Below are 21582 nucleotides of genomic sequence, written 5' to 3'. Positions count from 1 at the left end.
GCAATTGAAAATTACGAGAGGGCATTCGTTAGCTCAGGCACAGCAGTGAAAAGATCGGCAACTAAACCATAATCAGCTACACCAAAAATAGGAGCCTCTGGGTCTTTATTGATTGCTACGATGACTTTGGAATCCTTCATGCCAGCTAGGTGCTGGATCGCACCAGAGATGCCAACAGCCACATACAGTTGTGGGGCAACAATCTTGCCTGTTTGACCAACCTGATAATCATTAGGCACATAACCAGCATCGACCGCAGCACGTGAAGCACCTAAGGCTGCGCCAAGTTTGTCAGCCAATGGAACAACCAGCTCTTGATACTTCTCGCCCGAACCTAAACCACGTCCGCCCGAGACAATAATTTTGGCTGCAGTCAGCTCTGGGCGATCTGATTTAGTGAGTTCACGACCTACAAAAGAGGATTTACCAGCACTTTGTGCAACGGCTGCTTTTTCAATAACGGCAGATCCACCAGTAGCTGCAACCGGATCAAAACCGGTAGTGCGAACGGTGATGATCTTGACTGGGTCACTCGATTGGACGGTAGCGATAGCATTACCTGCGTAGATAGGACGCTCAAAAGTATCTGGTGAGACTACTTTAGTAATGTCTGATAACTGGGCCACATCTAACTTTGCCGCCACTCTAGGAAGCACGTTCTTACCGCCAGCAGTTGCCGGGGCCAAGATATGGCTATAGCCGCTTGCAAGCGAGAGAATCTGTGCCGTTAAAGGTTCAGCTAATTGATCCGCTAAAGCAGAATCATCTATTTGAATGACCTTACGCACACCAGCGATTTGCGCTGCAGCAGCTGCAGCAGCATCTGATCCATTGCCAGCAATCAGCACATCCACCTCAGGGGAGCACTGCAACGCAGCAGCAACCGCATTTAAAGTAGCCGCTTTTAAGGATTGATTGTCGTGTTCAGCAATTACAAGAGCAGCCATTTAAATCACCTTCGCTTCATTTTTGAGTTTCTCTACAAGGGCTGCAACATCTGCAACCATGACACCGGCACTACGCTTTGGTGGCTCTTCAACTTTGAGAGTCTTTAAGCGCGGGGCAATATCGACGCCAAGCTCTTCAGGCTTAACGATGTCAATCGCTTTCTTCTTGGCTTTCATAATGTTAGGCAGGGTTACGTAACGTGGCTCATTGAGACGCAAGTCAGTAGTAATGACTGCAGGCAACGTGAGGGCAATTGTCTCTAGACCGCCATCCACTTCACGGGTCACGGTAGCTTTGCCATCGGCAATGACTACCTTGGAAGCAAAGGTAGCTTGTGGAACATCCAAAAGACTAGCTAACATCTGACCAGTTTGATTGCTATCGTCATCAATTGCTTGCTTACCAAGAATGATGATCTGAGCCTGTTCTTTCTCGGAAAGGGCCTTGAGGATTTTAGCAACGGCTAAAGGCTGTAACTCAGCGTCAGTCTCCACCAAAATAGCGCGGTCCGCACCAATCGCCATTGCTGTGCGTAAAGTTTCCTGGCACTGAGTCACACCTGCGCTAACAACCACCACTTCAGATGCTACGCCAGCTTCTTTAAGACGTACCGCTTCTTCAACTGCGATCTCATCAAAGGGGTTCATACTCATTTTGACGTTAGCAATATCGACGCCAGAGTTATCTGACTTCACTCGAACTTTGACGTTGTAATCAACAACGCGTTTAACCGCAACTAAGATCTTCATCTGACTTTCACAATCCTCAATCTTTACAAAAACACGATTTGTTTAAAAACTCGGGAAACCACTATTTTACCGCCCTCACCACTAACCTAGACATCAATAGCGGTGGCTGAGCCTGCCTGCTTACGAAGCTCAAATTTCTGAATTTTTCCGGTGGAGGTTTTTGGAAGCTCCCCAAAAACAATTGCCCTGGGCACCTTAAAGCCAGCCAAGTGCTTTTTGCAATGGGCGATGATGTCCTCTGGAGTGACCTGGATGCCCGGCTTGATCTCCAAAAAGGCGCAAGGGGTTTCTCCCCACTTCGGATCCGGCTTCGCCACCACTGCGGCAGCAATTACCGCTGGATGACGATAGAGTACATCCTCCACTTCAACAGAAGAAATATTTTCTCCGCCAGAAATAATGATGTCTTTGCTGCGGTCTTTCATCTTCACATAGCCGTCAGGATTCATGACCGCTAAATCGCCAGAATGAAACCAGCCACCTTCAAATGCCTCTTTGGTTGCCTTTTCGTTCTTAAGATAGCCCTTCATCGCAATATTGCCCTTAAACATAATCTCACCCATGGTTTCTCCATCAGCAGGAACGGGCTGCATTGTTTCAGGGTCAAGCACAGCGATTGCTTGTTGCATGTGGTAGCGAACACCTTGACGCGCATTCAAACGAGCGCGCTCACTAATATCTACATCATTCCACTCGTCTTGCTTTACGCATACCGCTGCAGGACCATAGACCTCGGTCAAACCATAGACGTGTGTTAAATCAAATCCTAACTTTTCCATACCTTCAATAATGGAGGCAGGGGGCGCAGCTCCAGCAATCAAGCCCTTCACGCCCGCTGGCACTCCTTCTTTGAGCTCATCGGGAGCATTGACCAAAAGGTTATGTACGATCGGCGCCGCGCAGTAATGTGTGACGTCATGCTCTTTAATTGCTGCAAATATATGTTGTGCATCAACACGACGCAAGCAAACATTGACCCCGGCACGAGCAGCAATTGTCCATGGGAAACACCAGCCATTGCAATGAAACATTGGCAGAGTCCACAAGTACACGGGATGCTTATTGATATCCCAATCCAAAATGTTCGAAACTGCATTAATGGCAGCGCCACGATGGTGATACACCACCCCTTTAGGATTGCCGGTAGTGCCAGAGGTGTAATTCAAACAGATTGCTTGCCATTCATCTGCAGGCACTTGCCACGCAAATTGTGGGTCACCCTCTGCCAGTAATTGTTCGTAAGTCAGCTTGCCTAACTTATCGCCAGGTACGTCATATTCCTTTTCTTCAACATCAATTACCAGAAACTCACGACCAGTTTCCTGCTTGGCGATCTCAAGCGCTTTTTTCATCACTCCAGAAAACTCCGGATCCACAATGACTACCTTTGCTTCGCCATGATTAAGCATAAAAGCAATGGATTCAGGATCCAAGCGAGTATTTAAGGCATTTAATACTGCCCCGGCCATTGGGATGCCAAAGTGTGCCTCGACCATGGGTGGCGTATTGGGCAACATCACAGCAACCGTATCTCCAAGACCAATGCCATGCTTTTGCAAGGCGCTAGCTAGGCGACGGCAGCGCTCATACGTTTGTGACCAAGTTTGACGCAACTTGCCATGAATCACTGCAACCTTGTTTGGATAGATCTGAGCAGATCTCTCTAAAAACAATAGTGGAGTAATTGGAGTGTAGTTAGCAGAATTACGCTCTAAACCTTGTTCATAAATATTTGCCATCATCTACTTTCAATAACACTACTTTTAAATATCAGCCAATGCTCTAACGTGAGCAACGACGCTACGCCCTAAGGCAGATAAGTTATAACCACCCTCTAAGCAACTCACAATCCGGTTATTAGCGTACTGATGTGCGATTTCTTTCAAGCGCTTGGTGATCCATACATAATCATCCTCGACTAAACCCATTTGACCCAAGTCATCTTCGCGATGTGCATCGAAGCCAGCTGAAATAATGATCAGTTGCGGTTCAAAATTGCGCAAAGCTGGTAACCACTTCTCTTCAACAATCGAGCGCACAACATCACCGCGAGTTGCCGCTGGCAAGGGCACGTTGACCATATTATTGGCGTGATCGAGTCCGCTATAAGGATAAAAAGGGTGCTGGAAAAAACTGCACATCATGACATTAGGGTCATTGAAAAATGCTGCTTCAGTGCCGTTGCCATGGTGCACATCAAAATCGATAATTGCTACACGCTCAATGCCATATTCTTCCATTGCATACCGGGCAGCGATGGCAACGTTGTCAAATAAACAAAAGCCCATTGAACGGGTTGGCTCAGCATGATGGCCAGGAGGTCTTACTGCGCAAAAGACGTTCTCAACCTCACCTTTCATGACTGCATCCACGCCAGCAATTGCAGCACCAGCTGCGCGTAATGCAGCTTGCCAAGTGTGTGGATTCATAATCGTATCGCCATCCAACATGGAATAACCACTTTGGGGGGCCTGCTCTTTGACAAAAGCAATATGGTCAGGGCTATGGACTAACTCGAGCTGATCTTCACTGGCTAAGGGCGCATCCAGGTGCTGAACAAAGCGATCTACCCCACTACGAATCATCTGGTCATTGATTGCCTGAATCCGCTCAGGGCATTCTGGATGATGACTTCCCATCTCATGTTTCAGAAAATCGGGATGAGTTATGTATCCTGTTGTCATTAGTTGTAATCCTCAATAGCAAAACTGTCGTTTTTATAATCTAATTAATTGTGCTTAATTCTCTACAACCCATATCCTTGCGTATGCGCTTTCGTGTCTCCTGCCTACTTTTAGCGCTTGCTCTTGGGGCCTGCTCTAGCGCCCCCACACAGCAAAGCAATACCCAACAGCCCATCGTAAACCAAGCCGATGATGCAGCCACTGAAGCCAGTTATAGCCAAAATCTAAAGGCCTTACTGAGCCAAGTTTCTCAAACTCAAGAAATCCCCCTACAGACCCTAGAAAATGGCTTCTTAGATGCTAAAACGATTCCTTCAATACGCAAATTGGTATTACCCCCATCGGGCACCTTTAAGAAGAACTGGCTGGTTTACCGCAAGCGCTTTGTTGAGCCTATTCGCCTGAAAGCCGGAAAGGTCTTTTGGGATGAAAACCAAACCTTTTTAAGCCAAGTAGAGCAAGATTCTGGCGTGCCTGCTGAGATCATTGTGGCCATTATCGGAATTGAGACCATTTATGGACGCCAAACGGGTGGTTTTAGGGTCAAAGATGTTTTATCTACCCTAGCCTTTAGCTATCCAGATACGCCCAATAAGCCTGCCCGAGAACAACTATTTAAAGATCAACTCCAAGAACTCATTCTGATGTGCTGGACTGACGCTGGCGGCAAATTGCCCGCTCAAAACAGAAGTCAGGGTCTCAATGCTGCTCGCTTTAATTCCTGCCTCAATCAAAACAGCTCCTACGCTGGAGCCATCGGGTTGCCACAATTTATGCCAAGCAGTATTCGGAGCTTTGCAGTCGACGGTGATGGTGATGGTCATATCGATCTTAAGCAAAGTCCTAAAGATGCGATTGCTAGTGTCGCTAACTTTATGAAGAAGCATGGCTGGCAAGCGGGCATGCCGATCTCTTTTCCGGTGCAAGAAAATGGCATAGCTGCCGCAAAAAAATTGGCTGACGGGGAGCCTCAGCTCAAATATACCGTTGCAGAACTCGTTGAAAAAGGCATCCTGTTACCGCAACAAGGAGACCTGCAGCGTGGCGGCGTAGAGCCCCAAAGTAAGGCATTGATTGTGGATCTACCTTATCCCGATAAAGATGGGATCGATCAAGCACAGTACTTTGTGGGTTTAAATAACTTCTTAACAATTGTGCAATACAACCGGAGTTACTTTTATGCACAAAGCGTAGCAGAGTTTGCTGAAGCCTTAGGATATAAAAATCAAAGTGTAGTACTCGTTAATGGACCAGCAAAAATGGTTGATCCCAAAAGCGTTGCAGAAAAATCAAAGGCAAAAGCCAAAAAGTCTAGCGCTAAGAAAAAGTCAAAAACGAGTTAAGTAAACTCAATCGATAAGTTAGGCAGGAAAGACGCCGGTAGATAAGTAACGATCACCACGATCGCACACAATAAAGACGATCGTAGCGTTTTCAACTTGGCGAGCAATACGCAAGGCCACCACTAGCGCACCTCCTGCGGAGATACCACAAAAGATACCTTCTTCAGCGGCCAATCGCCTTGCCATATCTTCAGCATCTGCTTGTGTCACATACTCAATCCGATCTACGCGATCGCCTTGGTAAATCTTGGGCAAATATTCTGGTGCCCATTTACGAATGCCGGGGATCTGAGAACCCTCTTCCGGCTGAGCACCAATGATCTGAATCTTAGGATTCATTGACTTCAGGTATGTTGAAACACCTGTGATTGTTCCTGTAGTGCCCATAGCAGAAACAAAATGGGTTACCTCTCCGTCGGTATCGCGCCAAATCTCTGGGCCGGTTGTTTCAATATGAGCGCGTGGATTATCTGAATTAGCAAACTGATCAAGCAATCGACCGCGACCTTCACGTTGAAGCTGCATGGCATAATCTCTCGCAAATTCCATGCCACCAGAGGCGGCAGTCAGAATCAGTTCCGCCCCATAAGCAGCCATACTTTGACGACGCTCAATACTTTGACTCTCGGGCATTACCAAAATCATCTTGTAACCCAGCATTGCCGCCGTCATTGCCAAAGCAATTCCCGTATTACCACTCGTTGCTTCAATTAAGGTATCACCAGGTTTAATTTCGCCACGCTCTTGGGCGCGCGTGATCATTGACAGCGCAGGCCGATCTTTGACCGACCCGGCTGGATTGTTGCCCTCTAACTTACCCAAGATCACGTTATTTCGATTCTGGTTTTCTAAACCGGGAATTCGCTGCAAACGCACCAAAGGCGTATTGCCGACTGTTTGTGAAATCGTTAGGTAAGAAGGTCTACTCATGAGCCCATTTTAGCCATAAGCAAGCCTACACTCTAAAGGGCTTAATTTCGGCGATGTTGTGTCGGACGCTCCGGCTGATTGCGATTACCAGCTTGATTACGTGAATTGCGTCTGCTAGAGGCGCTCCCCTCCTTCTTGGTACGCCCAGTGGGCTCCCGAAAAGAGCTGGGGGCTTCGATCGTTAAACCGTTGTCCACCATTTTTTCAACGGATTTCATACCAATGCCACGTACGCGTTTTTGTAGATCATTGGCATCTTGAAAATGTCCACCATCCGTCCGCTCTGTGATGATCGTTTTTGCCTTGGATGGGCCAATTCCTTTAATGCTCTCTAGTTCTGACTGTGTGGCGGTATTCACATTGACCGGTGAGGCATTGGCCAATCCTAAAGAAGCAATCGCCAGAACTGCTGATACCAAGGCTGATCTCATGAAGCCCGCACTTCTCATATTGAAATTTTTTGTCATACATTCTCCGTAGTAAATAAAAAATCCACGGACACAAAGTGCGCGTGGATCGTTTACAACGAAGAGATAAACCTGAAGTTGACGGGCTTACAGTGGATTAGCTAAAAAACCAGAATTTGCTTCCAACCACTCGATATAACGGCTTACACCCTGCTCAACATTCAAGAAGGGCTCTTTGTAGCCAGCAGCTCGCAGTTTAGTTAGATCTGCTTGAGTGAAGCACTGATACTTACCTTTAAGCGCATCCGGAAATGGAATGTACTCGATAGCCTTTTCTTTAACCAATTCTTGCAGGGATGCTGGTTGAGCTTTATCCAGCTTACGCATGGCATTCGCAACAGCATGCGCCACATCATTAAAGGGTTGTGCGCGTCCACTGCCTAAATTAAAGATGCCGCTGATTTCTGGGTGATCCAAGAAGAAGAGGTTTACTTTAACCACGTCCTCTACAGAAACAAAGTCACGACTTTGCTCACCTGCACCATAGCCACCATACTCACCAAAGAGTTTGACATGGCCATTCGCCTTGTATTGGTGATACTGATGGAAGGCAACTGATGCCATGCGACCTTTATGTGATTCGCGTGGACCATAAACATTGAAATAACGGAAGCCCACGACTTGCGCAGTGTTTGCATTTTCAGCAAAACGCTTACGCATTACCTGATCAAATAAGAATTTAGAGTAGCCATAAATATTGAGTGGCTTCTCATGCTCACGACTTTCAATAAATACATCAGAACCACCATAAGTAGCTGCTGAAGATGCATAGAGAAGCTGCACTTTTTGAGCAGTGCAAATATCGAGCAAATTCATGGTGTAGCGATAGTTATTCGCCATCATAAAAATGCCATCGGTCTCCATGGTATCGGAGCAAGCCCCCTCATGAAACACTGCCCTGACCTTACCCAAGCGTCCACTTCTAAATGCTTCTAGAAATTCATCTTTATCGAGATAGTCAATGATGTCAAGATCAGCTAGATTGCGATATTTATCTGCAGGACGTAAGTCATCTACTGCAATGATATTTTTCTCACCACGCGCATTGAGCGCCTGAACAATATTGGCACCAATAAAACCAGCAGCGCCAGTTACGATAATAGTCACTGTAATTCCTCTGAAGTAACGGTAGCAGTACCAAGCTTACCAACCACAATGCCGCCAGCCCGATTAGCAAGCGCCATAGCCTTTTCTAGCGGCCACTTAGCAGCCAATGCTACGGCTAAGGTTGCAATTACTGTATCTCCGGCACCAGAGACATCAAACACTTCTCTGGCTTGTGCCTTCACATGACTGACACCTGCTTCGGTATACAAGCTCATCCCCTCCTCAGAGCGCGTCAATAACAAAGCCTGAAGATTCAGAGATTGTCTGAGATCTTGCGCTCTTTTGGTTAAATCTTCTTCGCTAGTCCATTGCCCAACTACCTGACGTAACTCACTGCGATTGGGCGTTAAGACAGTGGCGCCGCGATACTTTTCATAATCTTCACCTTTGGGGTCAACTAAGATCACTTTATTTTGCGCCCTTGCCTGCTCAATCATATGAGCTACTTGACCCAAAGCGCCCTTGCCGTAATCCGACAAAATGACAACATCAGCAGAGCCAACGAGTTTTTCAAAACGCTCTAATTTGTGAGCCAATGCTTTTTCACTAGGAGTTTCTTCAAAGTCCAGACGAATGAGTTGCTGTTGACGTGCGATGACACGTAATTTCACAATGGTTGGCACGTCTGCATCAACTTCTAATTGACTATCAACGCCGCCTGATTTGAGTAAATCAATTACCCGTTGACCTGGCTCATCTTTGCCAACAATTCCGAGGATAGTAGTTTGAGCACCTAAGGCAGCTACGTTACGGGCTACATTGGCAGCACCTCCTAGGCGCTCATCAATTTTGCCAACCTGCACCACTGGTACTGGCGCCTCAGGGGAAATACGATGGGTATCTCCAAACCAATAGCGATCCAGCATGACATCGCCTACCACTAGTAGACGCGCATTTGAAAATTGTTCTCGGTTGGCTTTTTCCATTTGAATACTTATTTTATTGTTCTATTTCTATATCTAGTAATAGTTTAATTATGTCGCCCAATGCCGTAGTACTCAATACCCAATTCTTGCATCGCCTGGGGTTCGTACAGATTACGTCCATCAAAAATCACAGGGCGCACTAACTTTTGCATGACTGCATCAAAATCAGGACTGCGGAAAGCCTTCCACTCAGTCACAATCACCAAGGCATCGCAACCATCTAGGGCAGCCATTGGGTCTTCGACCATAGAAATCTGCTTTAGACCATCCGGATTTCCTTGAAAATCCAAATCTAAGCAATGTTTCGCTTCAGGCATAGCCACTGGATCATGAGCTACGATAGTAGCGCCACGTTTCACTAATTCCTGGATGATGACGCGACTAGGCGCCTCACGCATATCATCAGTATTAGGCTTAAATGCTAAGCCCCACAAGGCAAACTTCATACCCTTGAGATCTTTGCCAAAGCGTTTTTCAATTTTCTCTACCAAGACGTATTTCTGTATTTCATTCACCGCTTCCACAGCATCCAAGATCTTCAGATCTCGACCATGTTCTTTGGCAGTTTTGGATAGCGCAGATACATCTTTCGGGAAGCATGAGCCACCATAGCCAGTACCGGGATATAAGAAGCCAAAGCCAATGCGTGAATCGGAGCCAATACCTTGACGCACCGCTTCAATATCTGCACCAACTAAGTCAGCTAAATTAGCCAATTCATTCATGAAGGATATGCGGGTTGCCAACATTGCATTAGCAGCATACTTCGTTAACTCTGCGCTCTTCACGTCCATGTAATAGGTACGCTCATGATGGCGATTAAATGGCGCATAGAGTTTGCGCATTTGCTCTTTTGCACGTATGCCTGCTGGAGTATTTTCAGTGCCGATTACGATGCGATCTGGGCGCATAAAGTCTTCTACAGCAGCGCCTTCTTTCAAGAACTCTGGATTTGAAACCACTGAACAAAGTTCAGCAGAAAGATTACGCTTATCTAGCTCATCAGTAATCGCTGCAGATACTTTATCCGCGGTGCCTACTGGAACAGTCGATTTATCCACAATTACTTTAGCTGTGGTCATATGACGACCAATATTACGAGCAGCAGCAACGACATACTGCAAATCGGCCGAACCATCCTCATCAGGAGGCGTGCCTACTGCAATAAATTGAACATCACCATGCGCTACGGAAGCAGCAATATCGGTTGAAAATTGCAAGCGGCCGGCAGCGCGATTGCGCTCAATCATTTCTTTTAGCCCTGGCTCATAGATTGGCACGCCACCGGAGTTCAGAATTTCAATCTTTTTTGGATCTAAATCCAAACAGAAGACATTATTCCCCTGTTCAGCCAAACAAGCCCCAGTAACCAAACCTACGTAACCACTGCCAACGATCGTAACTTTCAATTGAACCCCTAGTGATGTCTCAGTACTTTAATAAATGGTATTACATGGAAGGGCCGCTTGGCGCGACGCCCTCAGAACGTCTTGGGGAGTATGCCTCCCAATTATTACAACCAGGACACTGCCAATAAAATCTGCGCGCACGGAAACCACAGTTACCGCAAGTGTAGCGAGCCAAGCTGGTTGTCCGCTCACGTAAAAGCTTCAAAATGGATTGAAGCTCTAACAATCTTTCGGGGCTTGCACTACCCTCTTCGAGGGCAAGACGAGTTTCTGCCATCTTAGATAAGGCGCTCAAACTAGGTGAATACTGCATCACCTCAGCCAACATGGCATTGGCAGCTTTGGGGCCGCGAAGTTGCATAAGCTGCTTATAGACAATATCCAACAACTCGCCAGAGGCTTGTGTCTTGAGCAATATCAGGAGGCGATCCAATCCCTCATTCGCCTTATCTAAGGTGGCATGAGCTGCCATCCACCGGTCGGCTAATAAATGCATATAAGCGGGATGCGAAGCGGCCACCAAGCTCCAAGCTTCTATGGCTTGTGCTGGGCGTTCTACAGCCACTAAATAGTCGCCTTGCAAAATCAGCGCACGAGCATGATTAGGAACTGCTTGCAAGGCACGTTGAATCGACTGTTCAGCCTCGGCAAGATCTTTACGACGCAGAGCATCTTGACCCAATTCACAATGAAACTGAGCAATCTCAGTACGATGTGATTTTCCTTGCAAGCCCTCGAGCTCACTGGCGGCAATGATAGCTTTTGTCCAATCACGCTCTACTTGATACATCTCCAAGAGACTTTCTTTTGCGGGAACTGCGTACTTACCATCACCCACACGATTTAAGGATGCTTCAGCACGATCCAATAAACCTGCGCGCAAGAAGTCACGACCCAACTCATAAGCAGCGTGATCGCGATCACGCGGTTTCAAATCATCACGATTTGCTAAATGTTGATGCACTTTAATGGCGCGCTCAGTCTCGCCGCGGCGACGAAATAAATTACCAAGCGAAAAATGTAATTCAACTGTTTCTGGATCCAGCTGGGCAATCTTCACCAGCGTTTCAATCGCCTGATCTGGTTGCTCATTCAATAGCAAACTCAAACCCTTAAATGTTGAGCGCTGCTGACGCATACGCTCACGCTCATCCATACGATTTTCAAGACGCAAATCCCAACGAGATGCCAACCAGCCAATACCAAACATGACTGGTAGAAGCAGCAACCAAGAAGTAGCTATCTGAATCATAGCGCGCAGAACCTAAATAAAAAAATAGGTCCGAACGGACCACTGAGGATGAGCCAGATTACTAGGCACCAGAACCCTCTTTGGGGCCCGCCTGTTTCAACGGCTTGTAATCAACACGCTCGCGCAGCTCTTTGCCAGGCTTAAAGTGCGGCACACGTTTTTCTGGGATCAATACTTTCTCGCCAGACTTTGGGTTGCGGCCAGTGCGTGCAGGACGATGATGAAGTACAAAACTTCCCACGCCGCGCAACTCAATTCGCTTTCCTTCAGCCAATGCTTGAGTCATTGTGTCCAACAATGTCTTTACGGCCAACTCCACGTCTCTAGGCAGAAGCTGCGGAAACTGTTCCGCTAAGCTCTCCACTAGTTCGGAGCGGGTAATTGCTTGTTGCTCTTGATCTGTCATGATCTATCAATAAAAAACCGCCGCTCTCCTCATGGAAAGCGGCGATATTGATTTAGCCTTGATTGTCCAATTTTGCTTTCAACAGAGCACCCAAGTTGGTTGTGCCAGACTGCGCATCACCTTGGAGCTTGCTCATTGCATCTTGTTGATCAGAGCTGTCTTTTGCCTTGATTGAAAGATTGATAACACGTGACTTGCGATCAATATTGATGATCATTGCAGTTACGCTATCGCCTTCCTTCAATACATTGCGTGCATCTTCAACGCGATCGGTTGAGATCTCAGAAGCGCGCAAGTAAGCTTCAACTTCATCTGCCAAGTGAATTGTTGCACCCTTAGCATCAACAGCCTTCACAGTACCAGTTACAAGGCTACCCTTGTCGCTGACAGATGTGTAGTTATTGAATGGGTCGCCAGACAATTGCTTGATACCAAGAGAGATACGCTCTTTCTCAACATCGATTGCCAAAACAGTGGCTTCAACTTCATCACCTTTTTTGTATTTCTTAACAGCTTCTTCGCCTGGCTCATTCCATGAAAGGTCTGAGAGGTGAACTAAACCGTCGATACCACCAGGCAAGCCAATGAACACGCCAAAGTCGGTAATTGACTTGATTGCGCCAGAAAGCTTGTCGCCTTTTTGCTGTGAACGTGCAAACTCTTCCCATGGATTTGCTTTGCACTGCTTGATGCCCAAGCTAATACGACGCTTGTCTTCATCAATATCCAGAACCATGACTTCAACTTCGGTACCTAATGCAGTAGCTTTGCTTGGAGCAACGTTCTTATTAGTCCAATCCATTTCAGAAACGTGTACCAAGCCTTCGATACCAGATTCGATTTCAACGAATGCGCCGTAATCAGTCAAGTTGGTTACTTTGCCGAATAAACGGGTATTCGGTGGGTAACGACGAGCGATACCAACCCATGGATCATCACCAAGTTGTTTCACACCGAGTGAAACACGGTTCTTCTCTTGATCGAACTTCAAAATCTTCGCGGTCACTTCTTGACCAACAGTCAACATCTCGCTTGGGTGACGTACGCGACGCCATGCCAAATCGGTAATGTGCAAGAGGCCATCGATACCACCGAGGTCAACGAATGCGCCGTAATCAGTGATGTTCTTAACGAGGCCAGTAACTACTGCACCTTCTTTAAGGTTAGACATCAACTTAGCACGCTCTTCACCTTGGCTAGCTTCAACAACCGCGCGACGTGACAACACCACGTTGTTACGCTTACGATCAAGCTTGATAACCTTGAACTCCATCGTCTTACCTTCGTAAGGGCTGGTGTCTTTGATTGGACGTGTATCAACGAGTGATCCAGGCAAGAATGCGCGGATACCGTTAACCATCACAGTCAAGCCGCCTTTAACCTTACCAGTAACAGTACCGGTAACAATCTCAGCTTGCTCAAGAGCTTTTTCCAAATTCAACCATGAGGCCAAGCGCTTCGCTTTGTCACGGGAGAGGATGGTGTCGCCATAGCCGTTTTCGAGGGCGTCAATAGCAACAGAAACGAAATCGCCAGGAGCTACTTCAATCTCGCCAGCGTCATTATGGAATTCTTCAACAGGAATAAACGCTTCAGACTTTAAGCCAGCGTTAACAACGACGAAGTTGTGGTCGATGCGAAGGACTTCAGCCGAAATAACTTGGCCGGTCTTCATATTCGATCGGGTTAATGATTCTTCAAATAATTCTGCAAATGATTCAGACATGTGTATTCACTTTGTGCCGCCAGAAGGCCTGACGGGTTAGGTTAAAAAAATCTTCAAGAAACACGCTAATGAAATGTTCGCGTTGTGGAGTTTCTTAAGACACCAAAACTACTACTTACTACTTACAAAACTAAGCAATTGAAGATTGATACCAATCTAAAACTGTCTTAACTGCTTGATCTATCGAAAGATCTGATGTTTCAAGCACTTTTGCACCATCTGCAACAAGCAAGGGTGCGGCACCTCGACTACTGTCTCTGGCATCGCGCTCCTGCAAATCCTGCAGTAAGTCGGAAAGTTTAGCAGAAATTCCCTTAGCTATCAATTGCTTATAGCGCCGCTCGGCCCTGGCGGCGGCTGTAGCTGTCAGAAAAACCTTCAAAACTGCGTCTGGGAATATGACGCTGGCCATATCCCTGCCATCGGCCACTAGACCTGGAGATTGGCGAAAACTGCGTTGCAGACCCACTAAAGCAGTCCTTACCTCTGGGTGAACCGCTAAGGCAGATGCTCTGAGGCCGATATTTTCCGTGCGAATAGCGTCCGTCACATCCTCCCCATTGAGGAAAATATAGCTATTTTTGAATGAAATCAATAACTTGGGAACCAAAAGACCTAATTCAGAGCCATTTTTGACATCCATTCCCTGCTTTTCACTAGCGAGAGCAAGTAGCCGATACAGCGCCCCGCTATCCAGATAATGAAAACCCAACTTCTCAGCGACCAAAGACGCGATCGTCCCTTTGCCTGAGGCAGTAGGTCCGTCAATCGCAATGACTGGGAAAGAACTCATTAACTGACGACTTTCGCAAATTCCCCGAAATAAGTTGGGAACGTTTTGGCTACGCAATTAGGGTCATTAATCTTCAAGGCATTCGGACCAAATGCGGCAAGAGAGAAACACATAGCCATACGATGGTCATCGTAAGTGTCAATGCCTTCGCTAGGTGACTTCCACTCAGTTGGCGAGTTTGGTGCTTGCACAACGATATAGTCGGGGCCCTCTTCAACAAGTGCGCCAACTTTTTTTAATTCTTTTGCCATGGCGGCGATGCGATCTGTTTCTTTCACACGCCAACTAGCAATATTATTTAAACGCGTTGGGCCTTCTGCATACAAAGCGGCAACTGCGAGTGTCATTGCAGCGTCTGGAATCTCAGTGCAATCAATCGTGATGCCATTGAGTTTGCCGTTTGTATTTTTTACACCTGAAACTTCAATCCAATCTTCACCAGCGGTAATGTTGGCACCCATTAAGGTAAGTGCATCCGCAAATGCGATATCCCCTTGAATACTGTCATTCCCCACACCCAGCACCCTTACAGGACCACCGCCTATGGCGCCAAGAGCTAAGAAGTAAGAGGCGGAGGAGGCATCACCCTCAACCGAGAGTTGACCAGGACTCTTATAAACCCCATCAGCCGTTTTGACTGGAATCACAAATGATTGCATGTCTGGGCAAACAACATTCACACCAAAGCGTGCCATGAGTTTCAAAGTAATGTCGATATAGGGCCGAGAAATTAATTCGCCAACCACTTCTATACGTACAGGATTGATTGCAACCAATGGCAAAGCCATCAGCAAAGCAGTCAAGAATTGACTTGACACATCCCCGCGCACCTTCACAACATCTTTAATCTGAATATCAGATGCCAAGATGTTGATTGGTGGATAGCCTTCTTGCAACTCGTATTCAATCTTGGCGCCTACTTGGCGTAAACCATCCACCAAATCCCGAATAGGCCTCTCGTGCATGCGAGCGACTCCGGATAAACGATAGTTACCACCTTGCATTGCTAGCGCAGCGGTAAGGGGGCGTATGGCTGTGCCTGCATTACCCATAAAGAGATCGGCATCACGTACCGGAAATCTGCCACCACAACCCTCAATGACACAAACCTTGTCAGCCTGATCGATCACAGACAGGCCTAGTTGACGCAAGGCATTACGCATTACTTGCGTGTCATCTGCATCCAACAAATTCGTAAGGGTTGTAGTACCAGAAGAGAGTGCAGCTAGCAGTAAGGCACGATTAGAAATGCTCTTAGAGCCTGGCAAGATAATTGCGCCTTGAGCTCGCCTAAATGGGCCAATACGAATATCAGGCAAACCACTCATTAAATAATATCCAAATCTTGACGCGCTTTACTTGCCTTATTAAATAATTTCTCTAGGCCAGCGCCATCGTTCTCGGCAATCAACTTACGCATATGGTTCACGATTAATAGGTATTGATCCAACTCTTTCAGGATTGCCATGCGGTTACCCAAACAAATGTCACGCCACATCTCTGGGCTAGATGCAGCAATGCGCGTGAAATCTTTAAAGCCAGCGCCCACATGGCTAAGCTTTTGATCAGCATCTTCAGAGTTCACAACACTGGCCATCAGCGCATAGGACAGGAGATGCGGCAAATGAGAAACAGCTGCATAAATAGCATCGTGCTGCACAACACCCATCTTTTTAACCTCAGAGCCAACAGACTCCCAAAAGCCTGTCATCAGCGCAATATCTTCAGGAGAATTTTCTTGCAGCGGGCAAATAATCGTTTGCTTGCCCTGAAATAAATCAGCCTTGGCGGCGGCTGCACCATGCTGTGCACCGCCCGCAATCGGATGCGCCGGTACAAATTGGCATGCTTTTTTACCCAATACTTCTTTGGCGGCCAAAATAACATCCCCTTTGGTGCTGCCAGCATCTGTAATCATGGTGCGTGACTCAAGATGCGGCTCCATCACTTCAAATGCTGCACGCATCTGCGCTACCGGAATACACAGTACGATCACATCTGATTGCTTTGCAGCTTCAACTAAATCAACAACGCCATCAATCGCACCCATCTTTTGGGCCTGATCTAAGTTTTCTTTGCTACGACCCACACCCAAGACTTTGTTAACAACGCCCGCTTGCTTGAGAGCCAATCCCAAGGACGCTCCAATCAAGCCAACACCAACAATAGTGACTGTGCCGTAATTGCTTGCTGGATTAATGATGGTCATTTCAGAATATCTTTTAAGGCTGCAATGAATGCTGCATTCTCTTCTTGCAAGCCAATAGAGATGCGCAACCATTGTGGCAAACCATAGTTACCTACTGGGCGAACAATAATGCCGCACTTGAGTAGGGCTAAGTTAATACGCGCGCCCGCTTGTTCATCGTCACCCACCTTCACCAAAACAAAGTTTCCGGCAGAGGGCAAATACTCGAGACCCAATTCATCAAAGGCTTTAGTGAGCTGGGTATAACCAGCGCAATTGAGCTCAAAACCTTGTTGCAAAAACGCTTTATCCTGAAAAGCAGCAATCGCTGCTGCCTGAGCCAAGCTATTCACATTAAAAGGCTGACGAATACGATTCAATAAATCAGTTAAGTGAGGTTGCGCAACACCATAACCAATGCGTAGACCAGCAAGACCATAGGCCTTAGAGAAGCTACGCGATAAAATCATATTAGGAAAACGCTTCACCCAAGCAATGGCATCGTAGCGCTGCTCCGGCGTGAGATATTCGTTGTAAGCCTCATCCAAAACCACCACTACATGCGATGGCACTGCAAGTAAAAAGTCTTCAATCTCTTTAGCCGAAAGGTAACTACCGGTAGGATTATTTGGGTTAGCAACAAAGACCAGCTTGGCTTTATCCCCAGCAGCCTTGACTGCAGCCAACATGGCTGGCAAGTCATGACCATACGTAGCGGTTGCAGATATTTCTACTGCTTTCGCGCCAACAGCCTGCGTTGCCAGCGGATAAACAGCAAAGGCATGCTTGGAGAAAATGATTTCGTCGCCCGCCTGGGCAACAGCACGTGCCGCCAATTCCAAGATGTCGTTACTGCCGTTACCTAAGGTAATCCAATCACTTGGAACGCCTAATGCAGCAGAGAGCACATTCTTGAGCTCAAAACCGTTGGAGTCTGGATAGCGGCCAAGATCACTAGCCGCCTTAAGCATTGCTTCTTGTGCAGACTTTGGCATACCCAATGGGTTTTCGTTGGAGGCCAACTTCACAATCTTGTTTTCGTCCAAACCATACTCACGCGCAACCTCACTAATAGGTCTACCGCCTACATAAGGGGCAATCGCATGGATATGTTTTAAGCCAATCTTGGAGGTCATTCGAGCTCTACTCAATTTATTTGTTATTGAATCTTGTTGCTAAATCTATTACGCGATTAGTTACACCGAATGAGGATAGGATCCCAGGTTCTTATAGAACGCGGCAACCTCTTGGAGTTCTTCCAAAGCCTTCACCACTTTCACATCTTCAGAATGCCCGGCAATATCGATATAGAAGTGATATTCCCAAGTACCCTTACGGGCAGGACGTGACTCGAAGCGATTCATCGATACGCCATGTTTAGCCAAAGGTGCCAATAAGCGATGTACGGCACCAGGCTGGTTATCTACGGATAGCACTAGGGAAGTTTGATCTTTGCCGGTAGATGAGCATGCATAGTTGCCAACCACCACGAAACGCGTCCGATTATGGGGGTCATCTTGAATCTGTGCAGCAACTGCTTGTAACCCATAAGCCTCTTGCGCCGGATCACCAGCAATCGCCGCCAATGTTGGATCGTTAGCCGCCATACGAGCAGCCTCAGCATTGCTACTAACTGCTTGGCGCTTCAGTTGTGGGGCGTGAACGCTTAACCATTGCTGACATTGCGCCAAAGCTTGAGCATGAGCGCAAACGGTTGTAACGCCATCTAAATTGCCGCTCTTGGTCAAGAGGTGATGACGAATCGGTAGAACAACTTCGCCGCTGATACGCATGGAAGAATCCAATAGCAAATCAAGTGTGCGAGAGATTGCGCCTTCACTGGAGTTCTCAACAGGAACAACGCCAAATTGTGCCGCGCCCTTCTCTACCGCTTTAAATACTTCATCAAGGCTTGCACAAGGTAAACCTGCAATGGAGTGTCCAAAGTACGTTTGCGCTGCTTGTTCAGAAAATGTGCCAACTGGTCCAAGGTATGCAATGGTTTGTCGAGCCTCTAAAGCTCTACATGCAGACATGACCTCACGCCAAATAGCTGCAATACCATCTGGCAATAAAGGGCCGGTATTCATTTCTTGCAAACGGGCAACGACTTGGCGTTCACGCTCTGGACGAAACACTGGCGAGGCAAAACCACCTTTGACATGACCGACTTCCTGCGCAGCTTTTGCACGTTGGGTCAGCAAATCTAAAATTTGCGCATCCAATGAGTCAATCTTTTCCCGCAAGGGAGCTAAGCGCTGTTCTTCAGTACTCATTAAGCCCGCCTTTCAAAGTCGCGCATAAATTCAACCAAGGCTTTTACACCTTCAATGGGCATTGCGTTATAAATACTGGCACGCATTCCGCCTGCAGCCTTGTGGCCACGTAAGGCCACCAAACCAGCAGCATTGGACTGTCCCAGAAACTCTGCGTTCAGGTTCTCATCTTTTAAGAAGAAAGTCACATTCATCCGTGAGCGATATTCTTTAGTGACGCGATTTTCATACAGACTGCTTTGATCTAAAAAGTTGTAGAGCAAATCTGCTTTTTCTTGGTTGCGTTTCTCAATTGCCTTAACACCACCCTGCTTGAGTAACCACTTAAAGCCTAAGCCGGCCATGTAGATTGAGAACGTAGGAGGCGTATTGATCATGGATTGGGTATTAGCCTGAACTGACCAATCCCAAATCGTAGGGGTGATACCCATGCTATGACCTAGCAAATCTTTGCGAACAATCACAATCGTCACACCAGAAGGCCCAATATTCTTTTGCGCACCACCAAACCAAACAGCGCACTGGCTCACATCCATCTCCTTAGAGAGAATGTTGCTTGAGATATCTGCAACTAATGGAACATCGCCAACCTCTGGCACATCCGAAAACTCAACACCGCCAATGGTTTCATTGGCACAGTAGAGAACATAAGCAGCATCATTGGATAATTTCCAAGTGCTTCTTGGAGGAATGGTGTTGAATTTTTCTGCAGCGGAGGAGGCCGCCAAATTTGCAGTGCCGTATTTCTGCGCTTCTTTATAGGATTTTTCTGACCATACGCCAGTAACAATGTAGTCTGCCTTAGGGCCATTCTTGGCTAAAGGCATGAGGTTCATTGGGATGGCCGCATTCTGACCAAGACCACCGCCTTGTAATAACAATATCTCGTATGTGTCAGGGATGTTCATCAAAGTACGTAGATCCTGCAAAGTCTCTTCGTACACTTCCATGAATTCTTTACTGCGGTGACTAATCTCCATCACGCTCGTACCGAGTCCACGCCAATTGAGCATTTCATCAGCAGCCTGCTTCAATACCTCTTCAGGCAAAGTAGCAGGCCCCGCAGCGAAATTGAAGATGCGGCGGTCAAAAGTCATAGCGTTACTAGTCTTGTGATGACGCCTTAAGCGTCACCTGCCGCATCAGAATTAGAATCAGTCGATGGATCTGCAGATGCATCACCATCTTCTACTTCATCAACACCATCGTCATCTGAATCACTCTCTGCAATTCGTTGTAAACCAGATAAACGAGTACCTTCATCAACGTTAATCAAAGTAACGCCCTGAGTAGCACGACCCATCTCGCGGATTTCAGAAACGCGCGTGCGAACCAAGACACCACCAGTAGTGATCAACATAATTTGATCTTCTGGAGAAACTAAAGAGGCTGCAACGACTTTGCCGTTACGCTCTGTAGTCTGAATCGCAATCATGCCCTTAGTACCGCGTCCATGACGCGTGTATTCAGCAATTGGCGTACGTTTTCCGTAACCATTTTCGGTAGCAGTTAAGACGCTACTTGGAATCGCAATACCATTCGCATCTACTACTGCCGCTTCAGCGCCTTCGGCAGCTTCTGCTGGAGCAACGAGCATCGCAATTACTTGGTGACCTTCACCCAAATTCATACCGCGAACACCACGTGCGGTACGGCCCATTGGACGAACATCATTCTCATCAAAACGCACCGCTTTTCCAGCATCAGAGAACAACATCACATCGTGCTGACCATCAGTAATTGCTGCACCAACCAAGAAGTCACCTTCATTCAGGTCAACCGCAATAATGCCAGCCTTACGTGGATTGGAGAAATCAGACAAACGGGTCTTTTTCACCGTTCCCAGACTAGTTGCCATAAAGACGTACTGATCATCTTGATACCCTTTAATCGGGAGAATCACAGTGATCTTTTCACCCTCAATCAGCGGGAACATGTTCACGATTGGCTTGCCGCGAGAAGTACGACTTCCTTGCGGCACTTCCCAAACTTTGAGCCAATACATACGACCACGATCGGAGAAGCACAAAATTGCATCATGCGTATTCGCTACGAATAAGGTGTCAATCCAGTCTTCGTCTTTAGTTGCCGCTGCTTGCTTGCCACGACCACCGCGTTTTTGTGCGCGGTATTCACTGAGCGGCTGACTCTTCATGTAACCAGTATGAGAAAGCGTGACCACCATATCTTGAGGTGTGATCAAATCTTCCGTGAAGAGTTCGGTTGCATTCATTTCAATAAATGAACGACGACCGTTATCACTACCAGCAGCACCAAACTCAGACTGAACTTCTTTGAGTTCACTTTCAATAACAGAAGTAACGCGCTCTGGCTTAGCCAATAAATCAAGCAAGTCAGAAATTTCTGCCATCACTTCT

General features: G+C 47.0%; 19 protein-coding genes and 1 pseudogene. 1 reads left to right on the top strand and 19 read right to left on the bottom strand.

The features are described 5' to 3' along the window. Positions 1-11: 11 nt before the first annotated feature. The 4 genes from A9236_RS02680 to A9236_RS02665 all read right to left on the bottom strand — a co-directional run bounded on the left by A9236_RS02680 (position 12) and on the right by A9236_RS02665 (position 4381). A complete protein-coding gene (locus A9236_RS02680) occupies positions 12-947 on the bottom strand; it encodes an electron transfer flavoprotein subunit alpha/FixB family protein (protein ID WP_071465311.1) in 936 nt (311 codons plus the stop codon). Continuing rightward, positions 948-1697 carry an electron transfer flavoprotein subunit beta/FixA family protein gene (locus A9236_RS02675; protein ID WP_071465310.1) on the bottom strand — a complete coding sequence of 250 codons (750 nt, stop codon included), beginning with the start codon at positions 1695-1697 and terminating at the stop codon, positions 948-950. An 86-nt stretch (positions 1698-1783) separates the two neighbouring features. Next, complete coding sequence (locus tag A9236_RS02670) at positions 1784-3436, bottom strand: acyl-CoA synthetase (protein WP_071465342.1); 1653 nt, start codon at positions 3434-3436, stop codon at positions 1784-1786. A 24-nt stretch (positions 3437-3460) separates the two neighbouring features. Continuing rightward, a complete protein-coding gene (locus A9236_RS02665) occupies positions 3461-4381 on the bottom strand; it encodes a histone deacetylase family protein (protein WP_071465309.1) in 921 nt (306 codons plus the stop codon). Positions 4382-4464: 83 nt separating this feature from the next. On the opposite strand from A9236_RS02665, the gene A9236_RS02660 reads away from it, so the two are divergent. After that, complete coding sequence (locus A9236_RS02660) at positions 4465-5724, top strand: lytic transglycosylase domain-containing protein (protein WP_071465308.1); 1260 nt, start codon at positions 4465-4467, stop codon at positions 5722-5724. Positions 5725-5742: 18 nt separating this feature from the next. Here A9236_RS02660 and cysM read toward each other — a convergent pair whose 3' ends face one another. The 15 genes and pseudogenes from cysM to A9236_RS02585 all read right to left on the bottom strand — a co-directional run. Beyond that, positions 5743-6654: a cysteine synthase CysM gene (gene cysM, locus A9236_RS02655; RefSeq protein WP_071467746.1), complete on the bottom strand. Its 912-nt coding sequence runs from the start codon at positions 6652-6654 to the stop codon at positions 5743-5745. Positions 6655-6695: 41 nt separating this feature from the next. Next, positions 6696-7121, bottom strand: a complete 426-nt coding sequence (locus A9236_RS02650) for a helix-hairpin-helix domain-containing protein (RefSeq protein WP_071467745.1) — start codon at positions 7119-7121, stop codon at positions 6696-6698. Between the two features lie 87 nt (positions 7122-7208). Beyond that, on the bottom strand, positions 7209-8228 hold the full coding sequence (gene rfaD, locus A9236_RS02645) for an ADP-glyceromanno-heptose 6-epimerase (protein ID WP_071467744.1): 1020 nt from the start codon (positions 8226-8228) through the stop codon (positions 7209-7211). Beyond that, positions 8225-9154 (bottom strand): D-glycero-beta-D-manno-heptose-7-phosphate kinase, encoded by a 930-nt coding sequence (gene rfaE1, locus A9236_RS02640; RefSeq protein WP_071467743.1) that lies wholly within the window; start codon positions 9152-9154, stop codon positions 8225-8227. Before rfaE1 ends, rfaD begins: the two co-directional genes overlap by 4 nt. Before the next feature lie 44 nt (positions 9155-9198). After that, on the bottom strand, positions 9199-10563 hold the full coding sequence (locus A9236_RS02635) for a UDP-glucose/GDP-mannose dehydrogenase family protein (protein ID WP_071467742.1): 1365 nt from the start codon (positions 10561-10563) through the stop codon (positions 9199-9201). A 40-nt stretch (positions 10564-10603) separates the two neighbouring features. Then, complete coding sequence (gene lapB / locus A9236_RS02630; RefSeq protein ID WP_071465302.1) at positions 10604-11815, bottom strand: lipopolysaccharide assembly protein LapB; 1212 nt, start codon at positions 11813-11815, stop codon at positions 10604-10606. Between the two features lie 67 nt (positions 11816-11882). Next, a pseudogene (locus A9236_RS02625) lies at positions 11883-12221 on the bottom strand (integration host factor subunit beta); the annotation flags it as partial. Positions 12222-12273: 52 nt separating this feature from the next. Further along, complete coding sequence (gene rpsA / locus A9236_RS02620; protein ID WP_011902345.1) at positions 12274-13947, bottom strand: 30S ribosomal protein S1; 1674 nt, start codon at positions 13945-13947, stop codon at positions 12274-12276. Between the two features lie 130 nt (positions 13948-14077). Beyond that, on the bottom strand, positions 14078-14740 hold the full coding sequence (gene cmk, locus A9236_RS02615) for a (d)CMP kinase (RefSeq protein ID WP_071467741.1): 663 nt from the start codon (positions 14738-14740) through the stop codon (positions 14078-14080). After that, positions 14740-16068 (bottom strand): 3-phosphoshikimate 1-carboxyvinyltransferase, encoded by a 1329-nt coding sequence (gene aroA / locus A9236_RS02610; protein WP_071467740.1) that lies wholly within the window; start codon positions 16066-16068, stop codon positions 14740-14742. Before aroA ends, cmk begins: the two co-directional genes overlap by 1 nt. Continuing rightward, a complete protein-coding gene (locus A9236_RS02605) occupies positions 16068-16949 on the bottom strand; it encodes a prephenate dehydrogenase/arogenate dehydrogenase family protein (RefSeq protein WP_071467739.1) in 882 nt (293 codons plus the stop codon). The genes aroA and A9236_RS02605 overlap by 1 nt, the downstream gene beginning before the upstream one ends. Next, positions 16946-18064 (bottom strand): histidinol-phosphate transaminase, encoded by a 1119-nt coding sequence (gene hisC / locus A9236_RS02600; protein ID WP_071467738.1) that lies wholly within the window; start codon positions 18062-18064, stop codon positions 16946-16948. Before hisC ends, A9236_RS02605 begins: the two co-directional genes overlap by 4 nt. 60 nt (positions 18065-18124) lie before the next feature. Next, complete coding sequence (gene pheA, locus A9236_RS02595; protein ID WP_071467737.1) at positions 18125-19204, bottom strand: prephenate dehydratase; 1080 nt, start codon at positions 19202-19204, stop codon at positions 18125-18127. After that, positions 19204-20301: a 3-phosphoserine/phosphohydroxythreonine transaminase gene (gene serC / locus A9236_RS02590; protein ID WP_071467736.1), complete on the bottom strand. Its 1098-nt coding sequence runs from the start codon at positions 20299-20301 to the stop codon at positions 19204-19206. Before serC ends, pheA begins: the two co-directional genes overlap by 1 nt. Before the next feature lie 26 nt (positions 20302-20327). After that, on the bottom strand, positions 20328-21582 hold a 1255-nt coding region (locus A9236_RS02585), incomplete at its 5' end, for a DNA gyrase C-terminal beta-propeller domain-containing protein (protein WP_304442056.1).

Origin of the sequence: Polynucleobacter sp. QLW-P1DATA-2, assembly GCF_001870365.1 — a bacterium.
Lineage (GTDB): Bacteria > Pseudomonadota > Gammaproteobacteria > Burkholderiales > Burkholderiaceae > Polynucleobacter.
This window is presented reverse-complemented; position numbering and strand designations above follow the sequence as displayed.

What these genes read in the sequence shown, in the direction of transcription:
- A9236_RS02605 (WP_071467739.1), bottom strand. Translation starts at nt 16,949, where the DNA reads ATGACCATCATTAATCCAGCAAGCAATTACGGCACAGTCACTATTGTT.
- A9236_RS02650 (WP_071467745.1), bottom strand. Translation starts at nt 7,121, where the DNA reads ATGACAAAAAATTTCAATATGAGAAGTGCGGGCTTCATGAGATCAGCC.
- A9236_RS02670 (WP_071465342.1), bottom strand. Translation starts at nt 3,436, where the DNA reads ATGGCAAATATTTATGAACAAGGTTTAGAGCGTAATTCTGCTAACTAC.
- cmk (WP_071467741.1), bottom strand. Translation starts at nt 14,740, where the DNA reads ATGAGTTCTTTCCCAGTCATTGCGATTGACGGACCTACTGCCTCAGGC.
- serC (WP_071467736.1), bottom strand. Translation starts at nt 20,301, where the DNA reads ATGACTTTTGACCGCCGCATCTTCAATTTCGCTGCGGGGCCTGCTACT.
- hisC (WP_071467738.1), bottom strand. Translation starts at nt 18,064, where the DNA reads ATGACCTCCAAGATTGGCTTAAAACATATCCATGCGATTGCCCCTTAT.
- A9236_RS02675 (WP_071465310.1), bottom strand. Translation starts at nt 1,697, where the DNA reads ATGAAGATCTTAGTTGCGGTTAAACGCGTTGTTGATTACAACGTCAAA.
- cysM (WP_071467746.1), bottom strand. Translation starts at nt 6,654, where the DNA reads ATGAGTAGACCTTCTTACCTAACGATTTCACAAACAGTCGGCAATACG.
- aroA (WP_071467740.1), bottom strand. Translation starts at nt 16,068, where the DNA reads ATGAGTGGTTTGCCTGATATTCGTATTGGCCCATTTAGGCGAGCTCAA.
- pheA (WP_071467737.1), bottom strand. Translation starts at nt 19,204, where the DNA reads ATGAGTACTGAAGAACAGCGCTTAGCTCCCTTGCGGGAAAAGATTGAC.
- rpsA (WP_011902345.1), bottom strand. Translation starts at nt 13,947, where the DNA reads ATGTCTGAATCATTTGCAGAATTATTTGAAGAATCATTAACCCGATCG.
- A9236_RS02665 (WP_071465309.1), bottom strand. Translation starts at nt 4,381, where the DNA reads ATGACAACAGGATACATAACTCATCCCGATTTTCTGAAACATGAGATG.
- A9236_RS02660 (WP_071465308.1), top strand. Translation starts at nt 4,465, where the DNA reads ATGCGCTTTCGTGTCTCCTGCCTACTTTTAGCGCTTGCTCTTGGGGCC.
- rfaE1 (WP_071467743.1), bottom strand. Translation starts at nt 9,154, where the DNA reads ATGGAAAAAGCCAACCGAGAACAATTTTCAAATGCGCGTCTACTAGTG.
- A9236_RS02680 (WP_071465311.1), bottom strand. Translation starts at nt 947, where the DNA reads ATGGCTGCTCTTGTAATTGCTGAACACGACAATCAATCCTTAAAAGCG.
- lapB (WP_071465302.1), bottom strand. Translation starts at nt 11,815, where the DNA reads ATGATTCAGATAGCTACTTCTTGGTTGCTGCTTCTACCAGTCATGTTT.